The organism is Streptomyces sp. NPDC003016 (assembly GCF_053591455.1).
Map to the genome: position 1 here is coordinate 129,209 of NZ_JBSFTV010000012.1, position 21,909 is coordinate 151,117.

A 21,909-nucleotide genomic window follows, 5' to 3' on the forward strand; every position below is an offset into this window, starting at 1 on the left:
GGTGGGGCACGCGTGACGATGACGGGTTCGGCCGGCCGTCGATAGCATGGGCCGTATGGCTGAGCACTGGAGCTCGACAGATCCCGGGATCATACGGTTCCCCTCAGGCATCCTGGTGCGCGGCCGGGGCCTGCGTCACCCCCTCCCTTCAGGACCGGCCCCGTCCTTCGCGGTCCACCTGCTCGGAAAGCGGCCCCCGTCGACCGAGTGGGACGCCCGATGGCTGCGCTGGCCCGATTTCCGGCTTCCCAAGGACCGCCGGGAGGCCCGGAGCGTGTTCGAGGAGGCGCTGAGCCGGGCGGCGGGCGAACGCGTCGAGATCGCCTGCGGTGGTGGGCGCGGACGGACGGGAACGGCTCTGGCCTGCATGGCCGTTCTTGACGGGGTCCCGGCAGACCGCGCCGTACAGTTCGTCCGCCGGCACTACCACCCTCGCGCTGTGGAAACCCCCTGGCAGCGACGCTTCGTATCGCGTTTCGAAGACGCGTAGCGCTCCTTCGGTGCGCCGTCGGCGGAGACCGGCGCCGTACCCGTGGTCGACCGCCATCACCATGAGCACCCCGTGACCGGCGTCGCACCCCGCCCGAGCTCCCGGCCTCCCTGCGGACACACCTGCATCCGGCCGGCTGGTGACGCCGCCTGGGTTCGACATCGAGCGTTCACAATATTTCGGATCGCGACTGGTTTCGACCTGCCGTACCGCATGCGGGAGCGGGGTGCGAAATTGCATGAATGGCAGATTCCGCTTGTTCTGCAATTTCACTTGTCGAGCCGATGAATTATTTGTTGCGGAAAGAGAATTGATGGCGGCTCAGCGGCACAGACGCTACGGTTCATTCACACGGCATACGTGAGGCCGAGGAGCATCGTAAGGAATTGCGAAGCCATCGGAGCCCCTCTGAAGCCGACCATCGAGGAAAGGGAATCCCAGGTGTGACCAATTTTCCACTGCGGGCCGTTTCGTGCCGGCGGAAGGGCGCGACGGCAACACTTCCCCATCACCCTCAGTGAAACTCAGGCCCTGATTTTCCGGGCTGTCACGCTGGAGACCAGCACTTCCCTTCCCGTGCCGGAGACCACGGACCCGGGCCAGGAGACACCGCCCGGCATCGTCCGCCTTCTCCCCCGACCTGCGACCTGCTTGCGCCGACACCCCGGGAAGGAGATCACCACCATGGCCGGGACATCTCACCACTCCGGGCCCGGTCGCGGCGGCGTACGGGCCCGCCCCTCGGAGCCCTCGGAGCCACTGACGGCCTGCCTGCCGCTGGACTACACCGCGTTCTGCCTGCTGCACCGGGATGCGTATCTGCGCTATGCCCAGGCCCGGCTCGCCGATGCCGGGGCGAGCCATGCGGCGGTGGAGACCACGCTGGGGCGACTGGCCCTGATCTGGCCCACGGCGCTGAGCAGTTCCTGTCCGGCCGCCGTGGCCTGGCGGCTGCTCGGCCACCAGATCACGTTGTCGGTGGAGCAAGCCGCGCCGGCTGCGGCGGGCCATGAGGACCTTCACGGGCGGTTACCGGCCGTCCAGGCCGATGCGGTGCTCCTGTGCCACCGCCTCTCCCTGACACCGAGGCAGGCTGCCGCCCTCATGGGAGTGCAGGAGCCGGCGGTCAGCAGTTGGCTCAACGCGGCCCGGCGCGGTCTGCCGACGTCCTGAGACTCGGCTTCCCCCTATCGAGGTCTGGTTCCGCTGCCGCCGCCTTGCTTACCATGTGGGCTTCACCGAAGCGACGCGCTGTCACCACAGTGCGGTGGGGGGCCGGATGAACCACGGGGATCGACCGCTGTCCGCATCAATCGACGTAACCGTACCGAGCGTGGCTCGCATGTACGACTTCCTTCTCGGCGGCAAGGACAGTTACCCCGCCGATCAGCAGGCCTGCGCGCAGCTGCTGGAGCAGGTGCCCAGCACAAAGGCCCTGGCCGTGAACAACCGGCGCTTTCTGCAGCGTGTGGTGAGAACCCTGGCGGCGGAGTACGGCGTACGTCAGTTCATCGACCACGGATCCGGCCTGCCGACCCGTGACAATGTCCACCAGGTCGCCCAGCGCGTCGATCCGTCCTCCCGGGTGGTCTACATCGACAACGACCCGATCGTGCTGGCACACGGCCGCGCCCTCCTGGAGGAGAACACCTCCACCGCCGTCATCCACGCCGACATGCGGGACACCGACGGCATCTTCGACCACCCCGACACCCGGCGCCTCATCGACCTGAGTCAGCCGGTGGCCGCCCTGTTCGTGTCGGTGCTGCACTGCATTCCCGACGACGACGATCCGGCCGGCCTCGTCCGCCGCGTGGCATCGCGCTTGGTCCCGGGCAGCTTCCTGGTGGTGTGCCAACTGGTCAGTCCCGACCCCGCGGTACGTGAATTCGTCACCGAATTCATGCGGGAGAGCACACAGGGAAGGTGGGGGCGCGTCCGCGAGGAGAGCGACGTACACGCGTTTCTCGAAGGCATGGACATCGTCCGCCCCGGGCTCGTGGAAGTCTCCACGTGGCGGCCCGACTCGGACATGGCTCCGCGCCAGGAGACCGAGGAGTGGACCGAGTTCGGCGGTGTCGCCCGGATCCAGTGATCCGTACTCCGTACTCCGCACTTCGGGCTTCGGGCTTCGGGCTTCGGGCTTCGGGCTGCTGCGTCAGGCTGAGAGGTCCTGGATGGTCTTCTTCAGCAGCTCCCGAGTGGCTCTGGGGGTGAGGGCTGCCGCGGAGAGGCGGTCCAGCAGGGCGCGGTATTCCACGGTCGCCTCGGGGCGCTCCAGGAACTCCGCGCCGTTGAGCTGTTCCAGGTACACGACGTCGGGCACGTCCTGTTCGGGGAAACGGAGATGGGTGAACGGGGTGTTGGACGACAACGCCTCGGGGGCGTCCCGAGGGACCACCTGCAGCGTGATGGCGGAGTTCGCGTCCGACAGCCCGGAGACGTCCAGCAGGTGCTGCAACTGCTCCCGCATCACGTCGGGCCTGCCCAGTGTCCGGTGGAGCGCGGATTCGTCGATCAGCGCCCACAGGGAAGGCGGATTCGGCCGTGCCAGCATCTCCTGGCGGCGCATCCGCAGCTGCGTACGCTGCTCCACCTCGGCCCGGCCGGCCATCGGAAGACCGAGGCTGATCACAGTACGGGCAAAGCTCTCGGTCTGCAGCAGTCCGGGGATGAGCTGCACCTCGTAGGTACGGATCGTCTCCGCGGACTCCTGCAGACCGATGAACTGCTCAAGCCACTCGGGCAGCGTGGTGTGGCTGTACCGCTGCCACCACACGGACTCCTCGGCCCGGTGCAGCAACTCCCGCACCCGACACGCCTCGTCCGGCCCGGCGCCGTAGAGGCCGAGCAGAAGAGTCACGTCCTTCTCCTCGGCCGGCTTCTTGCCGCTGCCCTGCTCGATCCGGCAGATCTTCGAGTTGCTGAAGCCGGCGCGCTTGGCGGCCTGCCCCTGCGAGAGGCCCGCATCCTCGCGCAGAGCTGCCAGGTGACGGCCCACGAGCCTCTTCAGCAGGACGGGCGCCTGGCCGGGACGTTGCAGGTAACGCTCGAGGGACACGACTCGGTTCGGCAGGGCGGACATAGCGGCTCCAGCTCAACGACAGGGGTCGAAGACGAGTGTCGCAGCCAGAAGCCCGGCCCACGCCCGATATCCGCTATGTCGCGCGCCCCTCCAGCGCGAAATGATCGAATTCCCCTTCTTTCACGCCGGCGAGAAACGCGTCGATCTCGGCACGCGTGTACACCAGTGCCGGACCCTGCGGATCCCGGGAGTTACGGACTGCGACCCCACCGCACGAAAGGGCCGCCACCTCGACGCAGTTGCCCACCGCGTTGCTGTGCCGGCTCTTCACCCATGTGACGTCCACCAGAGAACCGGCCGGAACTCCGTTGCTGACCTGTCGCATAACACCTCTCTCACCGAACCGTTCGGACAACTCCGCAACGCGACTGCGGCGACCGCCCCGAACACGGGAACAGGCGCGCCCGCGAGGAGATCCGTGGGATTTCTCGTGCAATTGCACGCGCCGTGCGGACGGTGGGGATACTAACTTCAGCCCCGACCGCTCACGGGCCGCCCGATCGGCGGTTCTCCGGGGAGACAACGTGCCGCCGTATGCGAAAACCGCACAAAATCAACTTGGAAACGCCATCGAGGTCCCCCAGCAGACACCCGGCGGTTCACTCGAAAGAGGAGTGCGGGCGCGGCTTCCCACTCCCGGCCGGGCCGACGGGTCCGGGGGCTGCCGGGCGGTTGCGTACCTGACCCAACTCCAGTTCCCCCACCCTCTGGTCCCCGCTCATCTCCCCTGTCGGCCGGATACCGAGCCCGAGGTAGAAGCGCTCGGGGCCGTCCTCCCCCGGGTGCCAGGTGGTGGTGAGACGGGTACCGCCGCGGCGGCGGATCTCGGCGGCCACGGACTCGACCGCGAAGCGGCCGTAGCCGCGGCCCTGCTCGCCGGCCGCGATGTTGAGGCGCCACAGGCCCGAGCGGATGTCGGTGCCCTTGCCGTCACCGGCGAAGTCGATGTCGAGGAAGGCCATGAGGAAGCCGACGGGCCGGTCACCGTCGAGGATGAGGCGGGGCCAGGCTGTGTCGGGGTACACGTACGCCTCGGCGAGGGACTTCACGACCGGAGCGACCAAGTGCTCCTGGTCGGGACGGACCTTCAGACCGATCGCGGCGTCGAAGTTTTCGGCAGTGATCTTCTCCAGGCGGAGCGCAGTCGTCATGCGGGCACCATAAGCCGGTTGATCAAATGATTTTCGGCGGCGCAGACTTCCCGCACGACGGTGACAGCCGCCCCGGCCTCCTCCCGGTCCGCGATCAACGGCGCACGGCGTACGACTTCATGGTCACGGTCCTCGTCCGCCGCCCGGGCTGCGACGGCATCGCCACACCGTGCCCGAACCGGGCGCGGCCCCGGGCCCGACGGACGCTCCCGGGCACGTCTTTGCCGGACCCGCGAGGAGCGCCCCCGGGCGTCCCTCTCCCGCATCATCGAGGCAGGCCGCCTGTGAACGCACCACGGAACATCCATTCGAACTCGAACCCGGGCGGTGAGTCGCCCCAGGTCCTGGTCGTCGAGCACGAGGCGGAATGCCCGCCCGGCCTGTGGGGCGGGTGGCCAGCCGAAGCTGGCCTGCGGTTGCGCCCCGGGCGCCCCTGTCCGGGCGAGCCCCTGCCCGAGGGCCTTCGCGGATGCGACGGGCTCCTCGTCCTGGCGGATCTCCCGGTCCCCTGGACGACGACCGGTGCCCGTGGCTGCCCGTCACCCGCGCTCTCCTGCGTACGGCCGTCGAGGGCGGCACACCCACGTTCGGGATCTGCCCCGGGGCCGAGCTGATGACCACGGAGTTCGGGGGCCGCGCAGAACGCCGTGCCCGGCCACAAGTCGGTGTGTACGGCCTGGAGGTGCTGCCCACGGCTGCAGGAGACCCCCTCTTCGCGGGGTGACCGGCTGCCCGCCCGCCCTGCTCTGGCACCAGGCGGGGATGGCCGTCCTGCCTCCTGAAGCGGCCCTTCTCCTCGGCGGCCAGGCGTGGGGGGCCCAGCTCCCTCCCGAGGCGACGCCGCGGATCGTCATCGGACAGGTCCGTGAGAGCGCCCTTCTGCGCAAGGTGGGCGCCGGGGCGGACGAGATCGTCGCGCAGCTCGGCGCGGTGCGGGCCGGGACCGCGCCGGTGCGGCGTCCGGTCGCCCACCGCCGGGCCTCCCTCGTCCACCAGCGGCGCGAGGACCGGACAGCCGCAGCGCGACAGCGGTGAGCCCTGTGGCCGGGCATCGGCCCGGGCGGTGTGCGAGGGCCGGTGCCCGCGGCTTTCCTTGACCTCAAGTCCGCTTCAGGATCTAGCTTTCCGTGTGCGCCCCGGGCCACGCCGGCCGACGGGTACCGCGTCGGCCCACCAGCACCGGAGGCACCTCATGGACATGGAAGTCACCGCGTGGACATCGCTGCACAGCGCGGTCAACGCCCCACAGGACCGGAAACCCTTCTCCCGGGCCACCCTGCGCCGCATCGCCTCCTTCGCCCGGCCGCACCGCCGGCAGCTGTACCGCTTCCTGCTGCTCAGTGTGGTCACCGCCCTGCTCGCGGTGGCCACGCCCGTCCTCGCCGGCCGCGTCATCGACGCGATCGTCCAGGGCCGGGAGGCCGGCACGGTCACCCGGCTCGCGCTCCTCATCGCCGTCATCGCCGTCGTCGAGGCGGGTCTCGGTCTGCTGACGCGCCGGCTGTCGGCCACCCTCGGCGAGGGGCTGATCCTCGATCTCCGTACGGCGGTCTTCGACCACGTCCAGCGCATGCCGGTCGCCTTCTTCACCCGCACCCGGACCGGCGCGCTCGTCAGCCGGCTCAACAACGACGTCATCGGCGCGCAGCGGGCCTTCAGCAACACCCTCTCCGGCGTCGTCTCCAACCTCGTCACCCTGCTGCTGACCCTCACCGTGATGCTCGGCATCTCCTGGCAGATCACCCTGCTCGCCCTCGTCCTGCTGCCGGTGTTCGTCGTCCCCGCCCGCCGGATGGGCTCCCGGATGGCGAAGCTGCAGCGCGAGGCCGCCCACCACAACGCCGCCATGGGCACCCAGATGACCGAACGCTTCTCCGCCCCCGGCGCGACCCTCGTCAAGCTCTTCGGACGCCCGGCCGACGAGTCCGCGGAATTCGCCGCACGCGCCCGCAGAGTGCGGGACATCGGCATCCGTACCGCCATGACCCAGTCCACGTTCATCACCGCCCTCACCCTGGTGTCCGCCCTGGCGCTCGCCCTGGTCTACGGACTCGGCGGCCACTACGCGCTGCGCGGCAGCCTCGACCCGGGGGCCGTCGTCGCCCTCGCCCTGCTCCTGACCCGCCTCTACGCCCCGCTGACCGCACTGGCCGGCGCCCGGGTCGAGGTGATGAGCGCGCTGGTGAGTTTCGAGCGGGTCTTCGAGATCCTCGGCCTCGACCCGCTGATCGCCGAGAAGCCGGACGCCCGCCGGGTGCCGGACGGGCCGGTGTCCGTGGAGTTCGACGGGGTCTCCTTCGCCTACCCCTCCGCCGACAAGGTCTCCCTCGCGTCCCTCGAAGACGTCGCGACCCTCGACTCCCGTGACGCCGCCGAGGTTCTCCACGGCGTCTCCTTCCGCGCCGAGCCCGGCCGGATGATCGCCCTGGTCGGCTCCTCCGGCGCGGGCAAGTCCACGATCGCGCAGCTCCTGCCGAGGCTGTACGACGCCGACTCCGGTTCCGTACGGCTGAACGGCGTCGACGTACGGGACCTGAGCGCCGCCTCGATCCGCGAGACCATCGGCATGGTCACCCAGGACGGGCACCTCTTCCACGAGTCCGTACGCGCCAACCTGCTCCTCGCCCGACCCGACGCCACCGAGGACGACATCTGGGACGCCCTGCGCCGGTCCCGCCTCGACGCCCTGGTGACCTCGCTGCCCGACGGCCTCGACACGGTCGTGGGCGAACGCGGCTACCGGTTCTCCGGCGGCGAGCGGCAGCGGCTGACCATCGCCCGGCTGCTGCTGGCCCGTCAGCGGGTCGTCATCCTCGACGAGGCGACCGCCCACCTCGACTCCACCTCCGAGGCGGCCGTCCAGGAGGCTCTGGACGAGGCGTTCGAAGGCCGTACCGCCGTGGTGATCGCCCACAGGCTCTCGACCGTACGGGCCGCCGACCTGATCCTGGTCGTCGAGGAGGGCCGGATCGTCGAACGCGGCACCCACGCGGAACTGCTGGCCGCCGGAGGCCGGTACCAGGAGCTGTACCGCACCCAGTTCGACCGGCCGGGGGCGGACACCATCACGTCGTCGACGACGGGAGACGCGTACTGACCGGCACGACGGGGACCGGCCCTCGCGAGAGGAGCCGGTTCCGCCGTGACCCGAACGGGGCCAGTTGTGTGGGCTGGGCGAGGGACAGGACGGCATGGCGTGTTTTCCGGCGACCGCCCCGGGGTCCATATGACCAGGTTCCCGTGAAACCAGGGCTGGAGTACGCACATGAGTTCTGCCGCCGGCGTGTGGCACCGCCTGTCCGACTCGTGCGAAAAACCTGGAGCACGGCACACCGCGTCACATGGCGTCCGGGGACGAGACCACCTGGAACACCGGCTCGATCCGGCGCTGCCCCCGGACCCTCCTGATCGTCCGGTGACGCCGACGATATCCATCGACCGCAGTCGCGGAGGGAAGCAGCCATGACCACCTTGTGCAGGCCGGCCATCGCCGTCCCTGACCACATCATCACCCTCGACGAAACACTGGAGCTCGCCCGGCGGTTGCACTCCGGCCACGAGCAACTGGGCCTGGCTCTGCGGCTGATCGAGAACACCGGCGTACTCACCCGGCACATCGTCCAGCCGATCGCCGACACCCTGCACCATCCGGGATTCGAGCAGCGCAACCTGCTGTACACTGCGGAGGCCAAGTCGCGCGTCCCCGACGTGGTCGAACGCGCGCTCGACCATGCCGAGCTGAAGGCCCGGGACATCGATCTGCTGATCTACGTCTCGTGCACCGGGTTCATGATGCCCTCGATGACGGCATGGATGATCAACTCGCTCGGGTTCCGCTCCCACACCCGCCAGCTGCCCATCGCCCAGCTCGGATGCGCGGCCGGCGGTGCCGCGATCAACCGGGCCCACGACTTCTGCCTCGCCTATCCGCAGTCCAACGTGCTCATCGTCGCCTGCGAGTTCTGCTCGCTGTGCTACCAGCCGACCGACCTGGGAGTGGGGTCGCTGCTGTCCAACGGACTGTTCGGCGACGCCCTCGCCGCAGCCGTCGTACGCGGCGAGGGCGGTACGGGCGTGGCGCTGGAGCGCAACGGCTCGCACCTGGTCCCGGACACGGAGGACTGGATTTCCTACAGCGTCCGCGACACCGGCTTCCACTTCCTCCTGGACAAGCGGGTCCCGGGCACGATGGAGATGCTCGCGCCCGCGCTGCGTACGCTCGCGGACCAGCATCTCTGGGACGTCTCCGGTCTGGACTTCTACATCGTCCATGCCGGTGGACCGCGCATCCTGGACGACCTCTCCCACTTCCTGGACCTCCCGCCGGAGACCTTCAGGTTCAGCCGCGCGACGCTCACCGAACGTGGAAACATCGCGAGCGCCGTCGTCTTCGACGCCCTCGACCGCCTCTTCGAGGAAGGCCGGGTCGCCGGTTCCGGTACGGGTCTGATCGCCGGGTTCGGTCCCGGCATCACCGCCGAGATCGCCCTGGGCCGCTGGACGGGGACCCCGCCCGTCGGCGGCGCGGTGGACGAGACGGCCGTCCTCCCCGAACGCGACGTACTGCCCTCCGGGCTCCGGCGCGCCCCCGCCTCCGCCTCCACCCGTCCGCCGGCCACTGCCCGGCCGGTGAAGTAGGAAGTCCGGTCACCGGAACACGGGCGGGTCAGGTGCTCAGCAGGCCCGAGCCGAACCAGTCGGAGGCGTTGCGCACCCCGGGCAGCACGAAGAAGTACCCGCCGCCGGTCGGTGAGACGAACCGGGCGAGCGGCTCGCCCGCCAACCGCTTCTGCATCGTGGCGAACTGCCGGACGACATCCTGCTGGTAGCAGCAGAAGACCAGGCCGAGGTCGAGGCTGCCGTCCGTGTCGAATCCGCCGTCGTAGTTGTAACTCCTGCGTAGGATAAGGGAGTCGGCGGTCTCGGCTGTACGCGGATTGGCGAGCCGGATGTGGGAGTCCAGCGGGGTCTTCCTGCCGTGCGGATCCTTGCTGTAGTCCGGCAGGTCCTTCTCACGGCGGCCGTCCAGGGGGGCGCCGGACGCCTTGCGGCGGCCGAAGATCTTCTCCTGGGTCGCTGTCGGCACTCTGTCCCAGGGCTCCACGCGGAAGCGGATGAGGCGGAGCACCTGGTAGCAGCCGCCCGCGGTCCAGGCCGGCTCGCCGGAGGACGGCTTCACCCACACGAGCCGGTCCATCTCCTTGGACGAGGCCGTGTCCGGGTTGACGATCCCGTCCTTGAAACCGACGAAGGTGCGTGAGGCACCCGAGGGCCGCGCCGGATTGTGGAAGCCGTCGGCCCGCCAGCGGGGCCGCATCTTTCCGTCGGTCCGGCGCGCCAGTTCCCGGATGACGTGTACGACGGCGTCCGGGTGCTCGGCACAGATCTGCAGCGAGAGATCCCCGTGACAGGCCGTCGGGTCAAGACGGTCGTCGGGAAACTCCGGCATCGGGGTGAGGAGCCGTGGCCGGCGGCCGGCGAGTCCGAAACGGTCGTCGAAGAGCGACGCGCCGACGCCGAGCGTGATGGTCAGACCGTCCTGGGTCTGCGGCTCGGCGGCCACTTCCACGTCCTTGGGCTTCACACCACGGATGAGGAGGCGGGCCTGTTCGGTGAGTGTCTTGAACAGTTCCGTGAGTTCCCTGCGGTCCTCGGCCAGGACATCGAAGGAGATGAACGCGGCGAAGGCCTGCTGCTCCGTGGTGACCCCCGCCTGGTGAGCGCCGTGGAACGGGTAGCGGCCCACAGTCTCACGGCAGGACCCGGCGGCCTGGGCGCCGTCCGCGGCCGGCTGGGCGGCGTACGCTTCGAGGCTTCCGAAGCCAGTGGCCGCCGCACCCGCGACGGTGGCGGCCCGTCGCAGAAATCTTCGCCGCCCGTCGTCCTGCCGCGCATCGACCTGGTCACGTCCCATCGTTCCGCCGTCCTGTCGTCGCACGCCCCACTGACTCGCTGCCCAGGGTGGAGCGGCCCGGAACGGGAGCTCGGCGCCCCGGTAGCAGCATCCGTGCGCGATTGTGGAACATCGCTGGTCAAGGGGTTGGGCCAACACTTCGGCGGCTGCCGGATTCATGCAGGAGTGTGCCGGGCTGTCGTCCGCTTGGACTACCGGCCGCGGGCGAGGGTTCCGGACTCCGCGTGCCGGAAGCGTGCCGTGGGCGACGCACTCGGCGCGGGGCCGCCTCCACGAGCGCGGGAGGCGGCCTCGTGCCGCGGGCGCGGCTCAGCGAAAGTGCACCCGGCGGACCGTCATGGGCCCGCCGACCGGCCATGACCTAGTGACTCCGGCTCCGGCTCCGGCTCCGGCTCCGGCCACTCTGCTCGCCGTACCGCGTCGGGCCGGAACGGAGGGCCCGTTCGCCGCTGAGCACACAACTCCGCCTGCGCGGCAGCCCGTTCTGTTGACCCACGCTCCGTCGTACGCTGTCCCCGGCGACGCTTCACGTCGCGGCGGCGGGTCGCTACGCGCCTTCGTCTCCCGTATCCGGCACGGCAATCGGCTGCTGCGTCGCGGATTCGTTCTTGACGACCCGGTAGTAGACGGACTTCTGCTGCTTGGTCCGTTCGCTCTGGTTCTTGGCGACCGATGCCTCAAGGGCGTTGCGCACCACTGTGACGCTCAGCGTGCGTTCGGGATGTTCCTGGGCCAGCTCCTGGGCGACTTCGGCCGCCGACCGTGGTTCCTGGTGCTTGGCGAGGACGGCGACGACGAGTTCCCGCAGCGGGGGCGCGGTCTTGTCGGTCTTTGCTCCGCTCTTCGGTTCCGCCGCCTTCCTGGGGCGCTTGTCATTGTCGGAGCCTGCCTTTGCGCGGCGTGCCCTGGGAACTGTTGCGGTCTTGACCGTCTTGGCCTTTTTCCCGGGAGGAGTGCCCAGGGCCGCCTGCATGCTCACCAGCAGTTCGTGGTCCTTCTGCAGACCTTCGAGCTGCGCCTGCAGGGTGGCGACCTCGGACCTGATGCGTTCCTGTTCTCTCGTGTTGCGCTCCAGGTCGGTGTCGACCTGCTTGGCGTACTGGGTCTGCAGAGTGGGATTGTTTTCCGCCATGACTACTCGCTTTCCTTGCGCGTCTGTTGGAGGCGGATGTTACTCACATTTGTTGCTCTTCAGAACCTCGCGGGATTTACGTCACCGGCAAACACCCCCCACACCGTGTCGACGCACACGGTGCTCGTCCCGCACACCGCTCAGCAAACAGAGGCGGACGTTCTCACTGGAACCATGCGTGGGTGGAGAGTTCCGGGCGTACGCCGTGCTGGGCGCGGGCGAGGACGACGGCGCTCGAGATGAGCCCGACGTGACTGAGTCCTTGGGGGAAATTACCGAGGAAGGAGAGGTCGCCCGGGTCGATCTGCTCGGCGAACAGGCCCAGCGGGCTGGCGTAGGAACACAACTTCTCGAACAGTTCCGAGGCTTCGTCGACACGGCCCTGGCCTGCGAGGTTGTCCACCATCCAGAAACTGCACAGCAGGAACGCGCCCTCCGGCTCGTCGAGTCCGTCGGGTGAGTCCTGCGGGAGGTAGCGGTACAGCAGACCGTCACCCGCGGCGAGCCGTTCGGAGATCGCCTGTGTGGTGGCGACCATGCGCGGATGGTCGGCGGGCAGGACGCGTCTGAGCGGCAGGGCGAGGAGTGAGGCGTCCAGTCCCCCTCCCCGGCCGAGGTGCTCGGTGAGGGAGTTCATCCGCTCGTCCCACGCGTCGCGGATGATCGTTTCGGTGAGGTGCCGGGCCTCCGCGGCCCACGTGGTGGCGTCGCCCGGCAGGCCCGAACGGGTGACGAGCCGCGCCGCGCGGTCGAGTGCCACCTGGCACATCGCCGCGGAATACGTGAAGGGGCGCCCCGGGGTCCGTACCTCCCAGATGCCGTGATCCGGTTCCCTCCAGGCGGTGCGGGCCTGTTCGGCCAGGCCGGCCAGGCGGTGCCACAGACCGTCGCTCAGCGTTCTGCCGGTGGCCGCCCACTGGAAGGCACAGTCCAGGAGTTCTCCGCAGACGTCGTGCTGAACCTGTTCCGCCGCGGCGTTGCCCCAACGCACGGGCGAGGAACGGCGGTACCCCTCCAGTTCCTCGTCGACGACTTCGACCGGCGGTGGCCGGCCGTCCACGGCGTACAGGACGCGCAGCCGTCCTTCGCGCCAGGCGGCGGTGAGCGCCCAGTGGAGGAAGCCGCCGGCCTCGGAGGTGAGGCCGATACGGCGCAGGGCGAACACCGTGTACGCGGCATCACGTATCCACGCGTAGCGGTAGTCCCAGTTCCGGTCTCCTCCGATGCATTCGGGCAGCGACGAGGTGGGGGCGGCGACAATGGCACCGTTCTCGACGTGGTCCAGGAGCTTGAGGGTGATGGCCGAGCGGCGTACCAGGCCGGCGCGGGGAGAGTCGTGCACGATGTGCGCCGACCAGCGTCGCCACGCTTCCACGGTGTTGGTGATGCAGTTGTCGGCCGGCGGATTCGGGCCGGGGGCCGCCCGGTCCCACTGCCCGTTCCAGCGCAGGCCCACCCAGAGTTCCTCCCCTTCGCCGAGAGGCAGTGTGCACCGGGGGCCGGGCAACGGCCGGGAGGCGTTCAGGTGCAGTTCCAGGGACTGACGCGGGCAGACCAGCCGGCACCCCCCGGCGGTGCGCTCGGACCGGGCGCCGCCGTACGGTCGCACCGCCACGGTCAGGTCGACACTGCCGTGCACGACCTTCGCGCGGCGGACCAGTTCCCCCCTGCCGGCCGGGGCGTGTTCCTCCAGGTGCGCACCCGCTTCGAGGAGGAACGCATCGGTGACCTCGACGACTCCGGTGTCCGCGTGCAGCTCTGTCACCAGGACCCCGGTGTCCTCGACGTAGTACTGGCTGCTTTCCCGCAGGCCCCGCGGTGCGAGCAGGAAGGAACCGCCGCCGTGCCGGTCGAGCAGTGAGCAGAACAGTGGCGGAGCGTCGAAGCGGGGGACGCACATGAAGCTGACGGCGCCGTCGCGGCCCACCAGGGCACACCCGCGGCCGTCGCCGATCAGACCGTGGTCCTCGATCGGCAGGTACCCGTCCCGGGGCAGTCGCGACCGCTCGTTCATACCCGGTCCAGTACCCACTGAGCGCGGACAGGATCAGCCGGCGGGCCCGGGGCCGGCGCGGGATCTGCGGCGGCCGGGAGAGCGGGGCGGCCGTCGGCGTGCAGGTGTGGTGGGGCTGTGTGACGCTTGCCGCAAAACCATGCCTCACCGACGGGAGGAGACGGTGATGAATCAGCTCGGAGACAAGCCGGAAGAGGTTCGCAAGCGGCTGGAGGAGGAGAAGCGGCACGCCCGGGAGCAGGACCGGAGCCGGGATTCCGCCGACCGGGTCCCCGAGCCCGAGGAGCCGTCCGGGAAGGCGCACGAGCCGGTGTACGGGGACGAACGGGATTCGGGCTGACCTCGGACCGTCGGAGCCGGACCGGCGCCGGACGGCCGACCGCCGTGGTCGATGCTGTGGTCCGGGATCGTGGGTGGCGCTCAGGGGCCGCAGCAGCGGAGCCTCAAGGGGCATCGCAGCGCGTGCGCGCTCACCAGATGCGGAGAGCCCGGTCAGCCGCCGGGAGCAGGGGCGCGTCGGCCGTGGCTGGCGCTCCCAGGAACCGCGCAGCGCTTCGGCCGGCGCGCAGGGCGCGTCTTCCGCGAGGTGACGTCCCGACTCGACCGGGCCGCCTTCCGGCCGGCCCGCGGCCCAGTCGCACCGCACGGCCGGGACGCCGCCGTAGAACTCGGCCATGGCGTCGGAGGCGGCGCAGAGCTTCGCCGACCGGCACGGCGTCGAGCACGGTCGGAGAGCGGACGGCGTCCGGATCGGCCTGTCTCCACCGCCCTGTCTCCGTCAATGGGCCGTCCACGAGCGATGTGGACGCGTGAGCATGTCCTGTCCCGGCTCGGTGACCGCTGAAGTGCCACCCCGGCCCGTGCGCGGGGCCGAGGCCCCGGGCGTGGCCCCTGGGCGTGTGTGGTCCCTGGTCTGTGGTCCCTGGTCTGTGGTCCCTGGTCTGTGGTCCCTGGGTGTGTGTGGCTCCCGGGTGTGGTCCCGCTCGACGGAACGACGTATGACGGGCAGCCCCGGGGCGCGGCGCCACGGCATCGCTGTGGCGCGCCCTCCGGCCCGTACCGGATCGGCCTACCAGCGCATCGCTGTCGCACGTACAGAGCTGAAGTCCATAGCCTGCTCCACCTCCCGCAGGGTCTGCTCGGCGATCTGGCGCACCTCGGCGGGTACGTCGCCTCGCTCCTCTATGAGACCTGCGTAGATCGGTGCCTCGGCATGGTTTGCGGAACTCACGTGATGAGGGCCCTTCAAGTCGGTACGTGCGGTTTCTGGCGGCGGCAGGAAACGGAGGACGAGTGTAGGGGGTCCGCGGAGTGCCGGAGCAGACCGCCCCCGTGCCCGGGGGTCGCGACCAGCAGCTTACGGCGTGGCCGTCGTGCGGCTCCGGTCCGCCCAACCCGCCGGGGCGGTGTCAGTGGGGCGTGACACCCTCCGGCGCATGGCGAAGCCACACGCCGGACACGGCCCGGACATGTTCCGGGAAGAGGATTTCCCCGTCCCCGCACTGGCCTTCGTGTGGGATCTGTCTCCTTCCGAGCTGCTCACCCGCAGGGAATTCCCGCCCGAGTCCCCCAGCACGAGTGCTTCACCGAAAGCACCACCACGTCGCTGTGTCCGGGGAAGGGCGTCGCCCACCGCCGCAGCGCGACCGTCGAAGGCACCCCTGGGCAGTAGCCCCTCACGACGGGTGCGCCCCGGTCCGTCACCATCCGGACCGGGGCGTTCGGCGTCGGCTCTCACGAGGCGGCGCTCACCCGCTTGGCGGGGAAACCGTGGGTGCGGGCGGCCACCACCACGAGCAGTACCGGCACCAGGAGCACAAGGATGCTCCAGGGGAAGGAGCCGGAGCCGAAGCGGTCGAGGAGGAGGCCGCCGACGACTCCGCCGCCCGCCATGGCCGCGTTCCACAACGTGACGAGCATGGCCTGCGCGGCGTCGGCCGAGTCTTTGCCCGCGTCGCCCACGGCGGTCTGCAGCAGCGTGGGGGCGCCTCCCCATCCGAGCCCCCACAGTGTCACGGCGAGGTAGACCATGGCGGGGCTGCCGGCGAGCAGCGCCAGGAGGGCGGCGGCCACGGCGAACAGGACGATGCCGGCGATGGTGAGGGTCCGCAGCCGGCGGTTGATCTGAGCGCCCACGATCCAGATGCTCGCCAGGGAGGCGGCGCCGAAGACCAGCAGCACGAGGTCGGTCGAGTCGCCCATGCCGAGCCGGTCGAGAAACGTGGCGATGAAGGTGTAGAGGATGGTGTGGGCCAGTACGAACACCAGGGTGACGAACAGGACCGGTGCCACCCCGGGGATGCGCAGGGTCCGCAGAATCGGGGTCCGGCCGCCCTGCCGCTGCCCGGGATAGTCAGGAACCGTAGCGGTGATCCATGCGAGCAGGGCGACCGTGAGCGCGGTCATGACCAGGAACGCCACCTGCCAGCCGAGTGCCTTGCCGAGGAAGGTTCCCGCGGGCACCCCCAGCGCCAGGGCGACCGGAATGCCGGCCATGGCGATCGCGATCGCTCTGCCTTGCAGGTGTACGGGCGCCATGCGGCGGGCGTACCCGGCCAGCAGCGCCCAGGCCAGGCCCGCGGCGACCCCGGCGACGAACCGGGCCGCCATGGTCAGGGAGTAGTCGGTCGAGACCGCGGTGACCGTGTTGGCGGCGGCGAATCCCGCCATCGCCGTCAGCAGCAGCCGCTTGCGCCGCCACCGCGCCGTGGCGGCGGTCAGAGGGATCGCCGTGAGCGCGGTGCCGACGGCGTAGATCGTCACCGTCTGCCCCGTGGCCGACTCGCTGACGCCCAGGTCGGCGCTCATCGCGGGCAGCAGACCTGCGGGCAGGGTCTCGGTCAGGCTGGTGATGAAGACGGCGGTGGCCAGTGCCAGCAGCGCCGGCAACGGGAGTTTCGGGTGGGTGGCTCCGGTGTCGGGGCGGGTGAGTTCTGTCGTGTGGTTCCGCATGCCGAGTATGCTCCGACCCTCACATCGATGTGAGGGTCAACGCGACGATTCGTGAGGTGGATCACATGCGTATCGGAGAGCTGTCGGAGCGCACCGGCACCCCCCGGCGGTTGCTGCGTTACTACGAGGAGCAGGTGCTGATCGCCGCCGACCGCTCCCCCAACGGCTACCGCGAGTACGACGAACGCTTCGTGGACCGGGTCATGCAGATCAGAGGGCTGCTCGACGCCGGACTGCCGACCCGGATCATCAAACAGATCCTCCCGTGCCTCGACAAGCCCCGGACCATCCACTTCCCCGACGCGACACCGGAGATGCTCGCCACGCTGGAACTCGAACGCGACCGCCTCACCGAACGCATCGAGTGCCTGACCCGCAACAGGGACGCCATGGCCGATTACCTCGAGGCGGTGCGCGACAACAACCGTCCGGACGCCGCCCGCGCGTCCGGACGCCAGGAGATCGCGCACGCCGCGGTCTGAAGCGGTCTGGAGGGGTCTGGACCAGCGGGACGAGGACGTGCGGTTTTCGCCTGCGGCGCTCCCGGGGCCGTTCAGCGAACCGCCCTGTCGGCTGTTCGTGTGAAATCCGGCAACAAAGCGGGTATTACGGCGTGTCCACGGGAGGGATGACTGCTGGGCGCCGTATCGCGCGCCCGTTCCGGGAACCGGTGCGGTGGCGGGATCGCTCGCTGTCCCACCGGAGAGAAGGGAGCAGTTTCCATGCACAGACGACTCGTGTCTGTCGCCGCGGCCGCGATGGTCCTCTCCGGCATGTCGATGACGTCGGCGTACGCCGCACCGGTGAGCGCCGACGACTCCATGTTCGTGAAGGCGGCCCATCAGGGCAATCTTGCGGAGATCGCCGCAGGGCAGGACGCCCGGAAGAACGCCACCACCGGGTGTGTGAAGAAGGTCGGGGCGGTGCTGATAAGTGACCACACCAAACTGGACGCGGACGTGAAGGCACTGGCGGCCAAGCTGAACGTGACGTTGCCCGGGTCCCCGGCCCCGGAGCAGGAGAAGCAACTGGCCGCCGTGCGGGCCAAGGCCGGTACGCCCGCCTACGACGCGGCCTGGCTGAAGGTCCAGGAGGCCGCGCACACGGCAACCCTGGCGCTCATCGACAAGGAACTGTCCGTGGGACAGAACGCCGAGGTCAAGGCCGCTGCCCGCAGTGCGCGGCCCGTGGTGGCGATGCACCTGGAGATGGTGCGCGGAGGCGTCTGCCACGCGGGCAAGGACGTCGGCATGGTCCGGGCCGGCAGCGGCGGGCACCTGGCCGTCGGCAACGACTCGCTCGCCGTGGCGGGCGTCGCCAGTCTGGCCGGCGGTGGGCTGCTCGCCGCGGGCGGGGCCGTCTGGCTCGTACGCGACCGGCGCCGCTCCCCCGGGCGCCGCTAGGCCGTGGTGGGACGCCGCTGCGCCGCCGTCGCGCTGTCCGTGTGCGGTCTGGGTGCGATGGCAGCCGGGTGGGTACTGGTCGGCGGCCCGCAGTCGCAGCTCCGGGACGCGGGCACGCTGCCGTCGGTTCGGGGTCCGGCGGCGGCGGGCGACGGCGCGGTGGCGTCCCCGCCCCGGGGCCTTCACGGCCCGGGGCGGTTCGAGGCCGCGCTCGTGCCGGTCGCCGCGGCGGCCGACGGAGCGCTGGTCCTGCCCGAAGAGCCCGGCACCGGCGGATGGTGGGCGCTGGGCGCCGCTCCCGGCGCCTCCCGCGGAACCGTCCTGGTCGCCGGTCACCTCGACACCCGCGAGAGCGGGCCGGGGGTGTTCGCGGCGCTGCACGAGTGGGAGCTGGGCGCCCGCGTCGTACTGACCGCCGCCGACGGCCGCGCCCACACCTACCGGATCACGGCCCGCCGCAGCTACCGGCAGGAAGCCCTGCCGGGTGATCTGTTCGACTCCGGCGGCGCCCCCCGGCTGGCACTGGTCACGTGCGCCGGGCGTTACGACCGCGCCACCGGCCGGTACGAGGACAACCTGGTCCTGTACGGTACGCCCGCCTCCCCACCCACCTCGCCCACCTCGCCCTCCCCGTCCACCTCGCCGCAGCGCCGTTGACGCCCCCGTGCGGCCGCGGGGCGCGAGGCCGCGAACGGGACGCGCGACCGCCGGTTTCGCGCGACACTGGACGTGACAGAGTGACAGAAGTGCCCTCTCCCTGCCGGAGGTGCAGCGTTGCCGGAAAGCCACCTCCCCCAGGGCGTCCCCGAGCAGGTCAAGGCTTCGGCGGCACTGCGTCTGCACCGCGCGCTGCGCTCCCTGACCGACCGCTTCCCGGCCCGCAGCCGGCTGCTGTGGCTCAGTGAGGCGAGTACCCGGATCGGCACGACTCTGGACCTGGACCGGACGGCCCGTGAACTGGCCGAGTTCACCGTTCCCCGGCTCGCCGACGGCGCGGCGGTGGACCTGCTGGAGTCCGTGCTGCTCGGCCAGGAGGGCGAACGCATGTCCGGGCCCGACGCGCCCGTCACCCGGGCCCTCGCCGTCGCGGCGGTCGACGGTCTGGCCCGGCGTCTGGAGCCGGACCCGGTCGGTGGGATCTCGTACCACCCGCACTCGGTCGCGTCGGTGCACTGCCTGGTCGCGCGGGAACCCGTGCTGATCGCCCGGATGGGACCGGACGACTACGAGCGGGTGGCGGTCACCGCGTCCGGCGCCGCCAGGATGCGCGAGACCGGCGTGCACAGCTACATGGCGGTGCCCCTCATCGCCCGGGGCGTGCTCCTCGGCGTCGCCGACTTCATGCGGCTGGGCACCCGGCCGCCCTTCACCCGCGCGGATGTGGCTCTCGCCATGCAACTCGCCCACCGCGCAGCCGTGTTCGTCGACAACGCCCGCCTGTACGGCCGGGAGCGCGAGCACGTCGTCGCCCTCCAGCGCAGCCTGCTGCCACGGGCCACGCCGACGACGCCCGGGCTGCGCGTGTCCGCCTGCTACACGCCGACGGCCGACGTCAGCGGCGTGGGCGGCGACTGGTACGACGTCATGGCCCTGCCGGGCGGACGCAGCGCTCTGGTCGTCGGGGACGTCATGGGGCACGGTCTGCCGGCGGCGGCCACCATGGGACGGCTGCGGACGGTCGCCCGGACCCTCATGGCCCTGGACACCGCGCCCGAACGGGTCCTGGCCCGCGTGGACATGGCCGCCCGCGACCTGGAGGACGACCAGGTCGCGACGTGCCTGTGCGCCGTCTTCGACCCCGCCACCGCCTCCTACACCCTCGCCAGTGCCGGACATCCACCACCGCTCCTGGTGACCGCCGACGGCGAGGCGTCGTACGTCGGCATACCGGTGGGCGCGCCGTTGGGCACCGGGGTCATTCCCTACGATTGCGTACGGCTGCCCGCGCCGGCCGGCAGCCGGCTCGTGCTGTACACGGACGGTCTGGTCAAGACGCGCACCGAGGACGTGGACGCGCAGCTGGAGGGGTTGCGGCGGGCGGTGTCGGGCCTGGCCGCGTCGGAGCTGGAATCGTGCGGTCTGGTCACGAGGACGGCGGGGCACGAAGTCCGGTTCGACGAGGCGGTGCTGGTGGTCGCCACGAGCCGTCCGCCCCGGCCCGAAGCGGACCTGTCGGTCTGGACCCTGGCACAGGGTGAGGAGTCGGCCGCGACCGCCCGCAGGCTGGTCAGGGAGCAACTCGAGCGGTGGCGGCTGTCCGAGCACAGCGACGTCATGGAACTCGTCGTCAGCGAGCTGGTCGGCAACGCGCTGCGCTACGGCGGCGGGCCCGGCGAGCTGCGCCTGATGCGGCACGACCGGCTCACCGTGGAGGTGTCCGACACCGGGCCCGACCTGCCGCAGATCCAGCACGCGAGCCTCAGCGACGAAGGCGGCCGGGGGCTGCAGCTCATCAACACGCTGTGCCGGCGGTGGGGCGCCGTCCGCACACCCGCCGGAAAGATCGTCTGGGCCGAGTACGACATCCCTGCGCCGTCGGAAACCTCCCCGTGAACGCGGGCGGCACCGGTTTCCGTGCCGCCGGGCCCGCGCGAGATCTCCGTCCTTGACAGCGGGTGAAGCCGTGGGTGAGTCTTCGGGCGTCCGATGGGAACGTTCCCATTCGGCCGGGGAGCGCAAGCGCCCGGGCCTCGCCGCACCCGCGCAACAGGAGACAGCACATGTCCGATCGTCCGGTCCGCTGGGGCATCCTGGCCACCGGCCCCATGGCCGCCGCCTTCACCGAAGACCTGGCCCTGATCCCGGAGGCGGAGGTGGTCGCCGTCAGTTCCCGCTCCGAGCGCTCCGCCCGGCTCTTCGCCGACCGGTTCTCCATCCGCCGCTCGTACGGCAGTTGGCACGATCTCGCGGCGGATCCGGAGGTCGACGTCGTCTACGTCGCCACACCGCACGCCCATCACCTCGCGGCCACCACCGCCTGCCTCGACGGCGGCAAGGCGGTGCTGTGCGAGAAGCCGTTCGCCCTGAACCGGGCGCAGGCCGCGTCGATGGCCGCGCTGGCGGAGCGTCGCTCCCTCTTCCTCATGGAAGCCATGTGGACCTCCCTCAACCCCCTGGTGCGGCGCGTACGCCGCATGGTCGACGACGGCCTCATCGGTGAAGTCCGCTCCGTGCACGCGGACTTCGGCGCGCGCGTCCCGCACGTCCCCGGACACCGGCTGCGCGACCCCGCCGCCGGCGGCGGCGCCCTCCTCGATCTCGGCACGTACCCCGTGTCGTTCGCCCACCTCCTGCTGGGCCCGCCCGACCAGGTGGCGGCCTGGGCGGACCTCACCGACCACGGGGTGGACGAGAGCACGGCGATGGTCCTGGGCTACGAGAGCGGGGCCATGGCCGTCCTGTCCTGCTCGCTGACGTCCGAGAGCGCGCGCAGCGCCGTCATCCACGGCACCGGGGGACGGATCGAGATACCCGCCGACTTCTACAACCCGCGGTCCCTGGTCCTGCGGCGCGACGGACACGACCCGCAGACGCTCGTCGCAGAGCCGCAGAGCGGTAACGGTTACGGCCACCAGGCGCGGGAAGTGATGCGCTGCCTGCGGGAGAAGCGGACCCAGTCGGACCTGGTCCCGCTGCGGGGCACCCTCGAGGTCATGGGCACCCTGGACAGGGTCCGCGAACTCGTCGGTCTGCGCTATCCCGGCGAGTGAGCGAGTGAGCGAGTGAGTCAGCGAGCGAGCCACCCGAATCTCCCCCCACCAGGCCGAA

The 21,909-nt window shown here is 70.6% G+C and carries 20 protein-coding genes; 12 read left to right on the top strand and 8 right to left on the bottom strand.

Annotated features, from left to right (window positions below):
• Window positions 1–55 precede the first annotated feature (55 nt).
• The 3 genes from ACWDZ4_RS13080 to ACWDZ4_RS13090 all read left to right on the top strand — a co-directional run bounded on the left by ACWDZ4_RS13080 (window position 56) and on the right by ACWDZ4_RS13090 (window position 2,585).
• Window positions 56–490: a protein-tyrosine phosphatase family protein gene (locus ACWDZ4_RS13080; RefSeq protein ID WP_451508464.1), complete on the top strand. Its 435-nt coding sequence runs from the start codon at window positions 56–58 to the stop codon at window positions 488–490.
• 684 nt (window positions 491–1,174) lie between these two features.
• Window positions 1,175–1,663, top strand: coding sequence for a sigma factor-like helix-turn-helix DNA-binding protein (locus ACWDZ4_RS13085; RefSeq protein WP_451508465.1), 489 nt, complete (start codon window positions 1,175–1,177; stop codon window positions 1,661–1,663).
• A 106-nt stretch (window positions 1,664–1,769) separates the two neighbouring features.
• Entirely contained in the window at window positions 1,770–2,585 is an 816-nt protein-coding gene (locus tag ACWDZ4_RS13090; RefSeq protein ID WP_451508466.1) for an SAM-dependent methyltransferase, read from the top strand.
• Window positions 2,586–2,648: 63 nt separating this feature from the next.
• On the opposite strand, the gene ACWDZ4_RS13095 is transcribed toward ACWDZ4_RS13090, so the two are convergent.
• The 3 genes from ACWDZ4_RS13095 to ACWDZ4_RS13105 all read right to left on the bottom strand — a co-directional run bounded on the left by ACWDZ4_RS13095 (window position 2,649) and on the right by ACWDZ4_RS13105 (window position 4,726).
• Window positions 2,649–3,575 carry a helix-turn-helix domain-containing protein gene (locus ACWDZ4_RS13095; protein ID WP_451508467.1) on the bottom strand — a complete coding sequence of 309 codons (927 nt, stop codon included), beginning with the start codon at window positions 3,573–3,575 and terminating at the stop codon, window positions 2,649–2,651.
• A 73-nt stretch (window positions 3,576–3,648) separates the two neighbouring features.
• On the bottom strand, window positions 3,649–3,900 hold the full coding sequence (locus ACWDZ4_RS13100; protein ID WP_451508468.1) for a DUF397 domain-containing protein: 252 nt from the start codon (window positions 3,898–3,900) through the stop codon (window positions 3,649–3,651).
• Between the two features lie 274 nt (window positions 3,901–4,174).
• A complete protein-coding gene (locus tag ACWDZ4_RS13105; protein WP_451508469.1) occupies window positions 4,175–4,726 on the bottom strand; it encodes a GNAT family N-acetyltransferase in 552 nt (183 codons plus the stop codon).
• A gap of 720 nt (window positions 4,727–5,446) precedes the next feature.
• Between ACWDZ4_RS13105 and ACWDZ4_RS13110 the strand changes: the two genes are divergently transcribed.
• The 3 genes from ACWDZ4_RS13110 (at window position 5,447) to ACWDZ4_RS13120 (ending at window position 9,364) form a co-directional block, all read left to right on the top strand.
• Entirely contained in the window at window positions 5,447–5,761 is a 315-nt protein-coding gene (locus ACWDZ4_RS13110) for a hypothetical protein (RefSeq protein WP_451508470.1), read from the top strand.
• Window positions 5,762–5,918: 157 nt separating this feature from the next.
• The gene (locus ACWDZ4_RS13115; RefSeq protein WP_451508471.1) at window positions 5,919–7,823 is read left to right on the top strand and encodes an ABC transporter ATP-binding protein; all 1,905 of its coding nucleotides are present in this window, start codon (window positions 5,919–5,921) and stop codon (window positions 7,821–7,823) included.
• Between the two features lie 365 nt (window positions 7,824–8,188).
• Window positions 8,189–9,364 carry a type III polyketide synthase gene (locus ACWDZ4_RS13120; protein WP_451508472.1) on the top strand — a complete coding sequence of 392 codons (1,176 nt, stop codon included), beginning with the start codon at window positions 8,189–8,191 and terminating at the stop codon, window positions 9,362–9,364.
• Between the two features lie 28 nt (window positions 9,365–9,392).
• Here ACWDZ4_RS13120 and ACWDZ4_RS13125 read toward each other — a convergent pair whose 3' ends face one another.
• The 3 genes from ACWDZ4_RS13125 to ACWDZ4_RS13135 all read right to left on the bottom strand — a co-directional run bounded on the left by ACWDZ4_RS13125 (window position 9,393) and on the right by ACWDZ4_RS13135 (window position 13,786).
• Complete coding sequence (locus tag ACWDZ4_RS13125; RefSeq protein ID WP_451508473.1) at window positions 9,393–10,640, bottom strand: Dyp-type peroxidase; 1,248 nt, start codon at window positions 10,638–10,640, stop codon at window positions 9,393–9,395.
• A gap of 547 nt (window positions 10,641–11,187) precedes the next feature.
• The gene (locus ACWDZ4_RS13130; protein WP_451508474.1) at window positions 11,188–11,772 is read right to left on the bottom strand and encodes a hypothetical protein; all 585 of its coding nucleotides are present in this window, start codon (window positions 11,770–11,772) and stop codon (window positions 11,188–11,190) included.
• Between the two features lie 163 nt (window positions 11,773–11,935).
• Window positions 11,936–13,786, bottom strand: coding sequence for a glycoside hydrolase family 15 protein (locus ACWDZ4_RS13135; RefSeq protein WP_451508475.1), 1,851 nt, complete (start codon window positions 13,784–13,786; stop codon window positions 11,936–11,938).
• Between the two features lie 166 nt (window positions 13,787–13,952).
• On the opposite strand from ACWDZ4_RS13135, the gene ACWDZ4_RS13140 reads away from it, so the two are divergent.
• A complete protein-coding gene (locus ACWDZ4_RS13140) occupies window positions 13,953–14,126 on the top strand; it encodes a hypothetical protein (RefSeq protein ID WP_451508476.1) in 174 nt (57 codons plus the stop codon).
• Window positions 14,127–14,855: 729 nt separating this feature from the next.
• On the opposite strand, the gene ACWDZ4_RS13145 is transcribed toward ACWDZ4_RS13140, so the two are convergent.
• Together ACWDZ4_RS13145 and ACWDZ4_RS13150 are read right to left on the bottom strand one after the other, a co-directional pair.
• A complete protein-coding gene (locus tag ACWDZ4_RS13145; protein WP_344495121.1) occupies window positions 14,856–15,017 on the bottom strand; it encodes a hypothetical protein in 162 nt (53 codons plus the stop codon).
• 503 nt (window positions 15,018–15,520) lie between these two features.
• Window positions 15,521–16,738: an MFS transporter gene (locus tag ACWDZ4_RS13150; RefSeq protein ID WP_451508477.1), complete on the bottom strand. Its 1,218-nt coding sequence runs from the start codon at window positions 16,736–16,738 to the stop codon at window positions 15,521–15,523.
• Between the two features lie 65 nt (window positions 16,739–16,803).
• Between ACWDZ4_RS13150 and ACWDZ4_RS13155 the strand changes: the two genes are divergently transcribed.
• The 5 genes from ACWDZ4_RS13155 to ACWDZ4_RS13175 all read left to right on the top strand — a co-directional run bounded on the left by ACWDZ4_RS13155 (window position 16,804) and on the right by ACWDZ4_RS13175 (window position 21,851).
• Window positions 16,804–17,220 carry a MerR family transcriptional regulator gene (locus ACWDZ4_RS13155; protein WP_451508478.1) on the top strand — a complete coding sequence of 139 codons (417 nt, stop codon included), beginning with the start codon at window positions 16,804–16,806 and terminating at the stop codon, window positions 17,218–17,220.
• A 240-nt stretch (window positions 17,221–17,460) separates the two neighbouring features.
• The gene (locus tag ACWDZ4_RS13160; RefSeq protein WP_451508479.1) at window positions 17,461–18,141 is read left to right on the top strand and encodes a DUF4142 domain-containing protein; all 681 of its coding nucleotides are present in this window, start codon (window positions 17,461–17,463) and stop codon (window positions 18,139–18,141) included.
• Between the two features lie 57 nt (window positions 18,142–18,198).
• Window positions 18,199–18,798, top strand: a complete 600-nt coding sequence (locus ACWDZ4_RS13165; protein WP_451508480.1) for a class F sortase — start codon at window positions 18,199–18,201, stop codon at window positions 18,796–18,798.
• 174 nt (window positions 18,799–18,972) lie between these two features.
• Window positions 18,973–20,694 carry an ATP-binding SpoIIE family protein phosphatase gene (locus ACWDZ4_RS13170; protein WP_451508507.1) on the top strand — a complete coding sequence of 574 codons (1,722 nt, stop codon included), beginning with the start codon at window positions 18,973–18,975 and terminating at the stop codon, window positions 20,692–20,694.
• A gap of 167 nt (window positions 20,695–20,861) precedes the next feature.
• Window positions 20,862–21,851: a Gfo/Idh/MocA family protein gene (locus ACWDZ4_RS13175; protein WP_451508481.1), complete on the top strand. Its 990-nt coding sequence runs from the start codon at window positions 20,862–20,864 to the stop codon at window positions 21,849–21,851.
• The last annotated feature ends 58 nt before the right edge of the window (window positions 21,852–21,909 follow it).